This is a genomic window from Vibrio sp. YT-19(2023), from assembly GCF_033337395.1.
Genome location: NZ_JAWOQN010001208.1, coordinates 1 through 508, shown reverse-complemented (window position 1 = coordinate 508; position 508 = coordinate 1). Strand labels below are relative to the sequence as shown.

General features: G+C 48.4%; 1 pseudogene. It reads right to left on the bottom strand.

The features are described 5' to 3' along the window. Positions 1 to 508: pseudogene (locus tag R7E78_RS30880) on the bottom strand (peptidoglycan glycosyltransferase FtsI); the annotation flags it as partial.

The window sequence follows — 508 nt, the reverse complement described above, 5'->3', positions numbered from 1 at the left end:
GTCTTTACGAATGGTCTTTTTACCTTCTTCACCGGTTAACCATTCATCATAGCTGCGCTCAACCCCCTCTAGGCCATGACCGTCAATGCCTGTCACACCGACAAGGTGCGCACTGACTTCGCCAGCCGGGTAATAACGACGAGACTCCGACTTAAGACCAATACCAGGTAGCTTCAGTTCACGAATGTAGTTTGCCATTGCTGGGCTCACCTGACGCTGCAGGTAAATAAAGCGACGCTTTTCGTTGCGCTTGATTTTGTCAATCAGGCCTTGGCGATCCACACCTAACACATCAGCTAAGGCATACCAGTTTTGTTTCTGACTTAGCGCATTTTCTTTAAAAATGGTGGCTGGATCGGCCCAAACCGCTTCAACAGGCACACTCACCGCTAAAGGTTCACCATTGCGATCAGAAATAGTGCCTCGTGCAGACGGGATAGACTTAACACGAATCGAACGTAGATCGCCCTGCTTAATGAGATTATCCGGCTCGATGATTTGAATATAG